The sequence below is a fragment of the Streptomyces chiangmaiensis genome, assembly GCF_036281785.1.
GTDB classification, from domain to species: domain Bacteria; phylum Actinomycetota; class Actinomycetes; order Streptomycetales; family Streptomycetaceae; genus Streptomyces; species Streptomyces chiangmaiensis.
The window spans coordinates 1-4,997 of sequence record NZ_JAYWVC010000353.1; the positions used below are offsets into that span (position 1 = coordinate 1).

Genomic DNA, 4,997 nt, shown 5'->3' on the forward strand with positions numbered 1-4,997 from the left:
GGGGGCTCCAACAGAAGGCCTCGCCCATCAGGGTGAGGCCTTCTTCGTGTTCCGACTCCGGCTTTCTCAGTCCTTCGGAAGGCCCGGGACGCGCATCGCGAGAATCGCCATGTCATCGGATGGAGCATCGGACGCGAAGCGCTCGACCGCGCGCATGATCCGGGCCGCCACCGCGCCCGCTGTGAGGCCCGTGCAGGTGGTCAGGACGTCCGCGAGGCCGTCGTCGCCCAACATGCGGGTGCCCTCGCGGCGTTCGGTGACACCGTCCGTCACACAGAGCAGGACGTCGCCTGGGTCCAGCCTGACGGTCTGCTCGTACAGTTCCAGGTCGTCCATGACGCCGAGGAGTGGCTGCGGCTCCGCCGCCGATTCCACCGTGCCGTCCTGACGCAGGCGCAGCGGGAGGGGGTGACCGGCGCAGACCACCTTCAGGACCGCGCTGCCGTCCTCCTGCGGCCACAACTCACCGTAGAGGAGCGTCAGGAAGCGGCTGCGGGCGCCCTCGTCGAGGATCGCAGAGTTCAGGCGCTCCAGGACCGCCGGGCCACCGAAGCCCTCCCGGGCGAGCAGGCGCAGGGCATGGCGGGCCAGGCCCGTGACGGCCGCCGCTTCCGGACCCGTACCGCAGACGTCGCCGATGGCGAAGCCGTATGCGCCGTCGCGGATCGGGAACAGGTCGTAGAAGTCGCCGCCGACCTCGTTGCCCTCGCCGGCCGCGCGGTAGATGACCTCGACCTCGACGCCGTCCACGAGCGGGAGTTCGGGTGGGAGCAGGCTGCGCTGGAGGGACTGGCTGATGGCCGTGCGCTCCGAGTACAGCCGGGCGTTGTCCAGCGCCAGGGCAGCCCGGCGGCTCAAGTCCTCGGCCAGTTCCAGGATCTCCTGACGGAAGTGTTCGTCCGTCGGCTTGCCCAGGGTCAGCATGCCGATGACGCGGTTGCGCGCCACGAGGGGGAGTACGACCGTCTCGCCGCCGACCGCCGAGGCGGTTGAGAGCGTCGTGCCGATGCCGGAACCGAGCGTAGGGGGTTCGCCCAGGCCGAGGCTGCGCATGGAGGTGCGCAGTGCCGCCTGGTGGGCCGCGTCCCCGGGGGCCGTCCAGATCCGGGCGCCGGGAGTGGGGATCGGCTCCGGCGGCGGGATCCTGGACAGGAGCGCCTTGAGGCCGTCGATGCGCTCCTCGTCCTCATGAAGGACGTAGGAGAGGTACGGCTCCGAGGCCTGGTCGGCGATCGTGTACACCGCGCACCAGGTGGCCAGGGTCGGGATCGTCATCTGCGCCATGAGCGCCAGCGTCTGGTCGCGGTCCAGGGTGCCGGCGAGGAGGTCGGAGGCCTCGACCAGGAAGCTCAGCGATCCGCGGCGCAGGCGCTCGAGCTCGCCGAGGCGGGCCGATTCCACGGCGAGGGCGATGCGGTCGGCCGCGAACTGCAGGCGCAGGGCCTCCTCGTTGGAGTAGCGGGAGGCCGCCTCGGCCGCCACGCCGAGGGAGCCGGTGAGTCTGCCCTCCACCTTCAGCGGGACCGTCACCACCGAGCGCATGCCCGTGCCGGACAGCAGGGGCACGGCGCCGGGTACGGCCGTCAGGTCGTCGTGGACGGCAGGCATACGGGCCGAGCCGTAGCGGCCCGGTCCCGCCTCGACCGGGACGCGGGCGAAGCGCTGACGGGCGGACGGCAGGCCCGTGGAGGCGCGCACCTCGAGCTCCGTCTCGTCGTCGGTGGCCAGGAGGAGGAAGGCCGCGTCGCCGTCGAGCATGTCGCGGGCGCGCTCCACCGTGCGCTGGAGCAGTCCGTCGAGATCATCCGGGGCCGGGGAGCCGATGAAGACCTCGAAGGGATCTGTGGCCTGGCCGTCCTGGACGGTGGTCGTGTCCGGTGCCGGTCCGCGCAACGGGGTCTGGAGGACCGCTCGCTCATGGTCGCGGACGACCAGACAGACGGTGGAGGGGTCGCCTGTCGTGTCCCGCACCCGCAGATGAGAGGCATAGACGGGGGTCACCCGGCCGTCGGCGCCGCGCATGCCGTAGCTGCCCTCCCAGCGTGAGAGCTGGAGGGCCTCGGCGACGCCCGTGCCGGTGCCCGGGGTGTGCGGCCAGGCCGCGAGGTCGGTGAGCGGCTTTCCGGTGACCTGCTCGGCGGCGTAACCGAAGAGCTCCTCCGCGTCCTCGTTCCAGGCGGTGATGGAACCGCCGCGGTCGATCTGGACGACCGCGACGCGGACCCGGCCGTCCGCGAGCGGGAGGAGGTCGGCGGGCAGGGCGGGGCCCGCCGTACGGGTGCCCACAGGCCGCTCGGGGAGGTCGAGTTGGAACCAGACCTGCTTGTGCGTGGGGGTGTACTCCACCCCCCAGCGCCCGGCCAGGGCGGCGCAGAGCTGGAGGCCGCGGCCGCCCTCACGATCGGGGTGGCCCATGTCGACGGCGGCCGACTGGAGCGGGACCTCGCGTTCCGGATAGCGGTCGGCGACCTCGATGCGTACGCCGTCGTCGCTGCGCAGGCACAGGACGTCAGCGGCGGTGCCCGCGTGCACGACGGCGTTGGTGACCAACTCACTGGTCAGGACCACGGCGTCGTCGACGATGTCGGCGAAGCCCCAGCCCTGCAGGGTGTCGCGGACGAAGGACCGGGCGGTCGCGACCGACCGTCCGACGGGCTCGAAGGTGGCGGCCGCGCGCGCGGTGATCACAGAACTCCTCGTCCGGTTCTCGACGTGCGGGGTCACCGGGCCGACGCGCTCCTGCCGGGGCAGTTGCTGGTTCCCCGGGTGCCGGGGATCCTGGGGTGGTCCCCCGGGATGCAGTCCGGTGGTCATGTTGAGGCGCCCCTCCGATGCCTGCCCGCTCGTGCTCGTGCCGCCGCCCAGGCCGGTCGCACCGATGCGGCTGGAGGGCCGGATGCAAGGTTACTTACCTTCGCCGTCCATGCGGATGCCGGTTGTCTGTGTTTACGTCCGGAGGGTGTGCGGAGCGTGTGCGAAGCTGCCGAACTGTTATGGCCTGGTTCAGGCATGGTGAAACACTGGGCAAGCTTCTGGAGATGGTTCGAGCAGACAGAGTGTCTTTTGCCACGCCGGGCAGGAGCACGCGCGTGTGCCTGATACACAGGGCGGCACCAGGCATCGGCGAGCGGTACCCCTGAACACAGCAGTGACGGTCGACCCCTGCGGGAGGGACACAGTGGAGTCTGGCGCAGCGACGCGGAGCACGAAGGCGCGCGCAAAAGGCGGACAGTCCCTGAGTAACCAGCGCAAACCGCGCAATGGAACCACCGCAGTGGACACGGCGGCCCTGAACCGGCTGCTGGCGGCTCTGGTGTCCATGCGGGACGGCAATTTCCGGAAGCGGCTGACGGTCACCGGCGACGAAGTGATGGCCGAGATCGCAGCCGTCTTCAACGAGGTGGCCGACCGCAATCTGCATCTGACCGGTGAGCTGTCGCGGGTGCGGCGCATGGTCGGGCGTGAGGGCAAGCTCACCGAGCGGCTGGAGACGGGGGCCTGCGAGGGTTCCTGGGCGGCCGCCATCGACGCCTCGAACGCGCTCGTCGACGATCTCGCACGTCCGGTCTCCGAGGTCAGCCGGGTGCTGTCCGCGGTCGCCGAGGGTGATCTGTCGCCGCGCATGGAGTTGCGGACGCCGGGTCCGGACGGGACCGGACAACCGCTGCGCGGTGAGTTCCTCAAGGTCGGCCGTACGGTCAACAACCTGGTCGACCAGCTGTCGACGTTCACCGACGAGGTCACCCGGGTGGCCAGTGAGGTGGGCACCGAGGGCAAGCTGGGCGGGCAGGCCCGAGTGCGCGGTATGTCCGGTTCATGGAAGGACCTCACGGACTCGGTCAACACGATGGCGTACCGGCTGACCGCCCAGGTGCGGGACATCGCGCTGGTGACCACGGCGGTCGCGAAGGGCGATCTGTCCCGGAAGGTCACGGTTCACGTGGCCGGAGAGATGCTCGAGCTGAAGGAAACCGTCAACACGATGGTGGACCAGCTCTCGTCCTTCTCCTCCGAGGTGACCCGCGTCGCCCGTGAGGTGGGCACCGAGGGCGAGCTGGGCGGCCAGGCGCAGGTGCCCGGTGTGGCCGGCGTGTGGAAGGACCTCACCGATTCGGTGAACCTGATGGCCGGCAATCTGACCGCCCAGGTGCGCGGGATCGCCCAGGTGACGACTGCGGTCGCCAACGGTGACCTGTCGCAGAAGGTGACGGTGTCGGCGCGCGGCGAGGTCGCGCAGCTCGCCGAGACGATCAACCAGATGACCGAGACGCTGAGGACGTTCGCGGACGAGGTCACCCGCGTCGCCAACGAGGTCGGGGCCGAGGGCCGGCTCGGCGGGCAGGCGAACGTGCCGGGTGCGGCGGGCACGTGGAAGGACCTCACCGATTCGGTGAACACGGTCTTCCGGAACCTGACCACTCAGGTGCGCGACATCGCGGCCGTGACGACGGCGGTGGCCAGCGGTGACCTGTCGCAGAAGGTCACCGTCGATGTCGCCGGCGAGATGTTGGAGCTGAAGAACACCGTCAACGGGATGGTGGACCAGCTGTCCGCCTTCGGTTCCGAGGTCACGCGCGTGGCTCGGGAGATCGGGGTCGAGGGTGAGCTGGGCGGCCAGGCGCAGGTCCCGGGCGCCGCCGGCACCTGGAAGGACCTCACGGACTCCGTCAACACCGCCTTCCGCAACCTGACCGGCCAGGTCCGCAACATCGCCCAGGTGACGACGGCGGTGGCCAACGGCGATCTGTCGCAGAAGGTCACCGTGGACGTCTCCGGCGAGATGCTGAAGCTGAAGAACACCGTGAACACGATGGTCGACCAGTTGTCCGCCTTCGCCGACCAGGTCACGCGCATGGCGCGGGACGTGGGCACGGAGGGCCGTCTGGGCGGCCAGGCCGTGGTGCCGGGCGTCAGCGGCACCTGGAAGGAACTCACCGACTCCGTCAACTTCATGGCGGGCAATCTCACCTCCCAGGTGAGGCAGATCGCTCAGGTGA

The 4,997-nt window shown here is 70.3% G+C and carries 2 protein-coding genes; one reads left to right on the forward strand and one right to left on the reverse strand.

Annotated elements, in window-relative coordinates:
- Positions 1 to 66 precede the first annotated feature (66 nt).
- The gene (locus tag VXC91_RS42230; protein WP_329512660.1) at positions 67 to 2,814 is read right to left on the reverse strand and encodes a SpoIIE family protein phosphatase; all 2,748 of its coding nucleotides are present in this window, start codon (positions 2,812 to 2,814) and stop codon (positions 67 to 69) included.
- A 364-nt stretch (positions 2,815 to 3,178) separates the two neighbouring features.
- Between VXC91_RS42230 and VXC91_RS42235 the strand changes: the two genes are divergently transcribed.
- A partial coding sequence (locus VXC91_RS42235) for a HAMP domain-containing protein (RefSeq protein ID WP_329512661.1) occupies positions 3,179 to 4,997 on the forward strand: 1,819 nt, incomplete at its 3' end.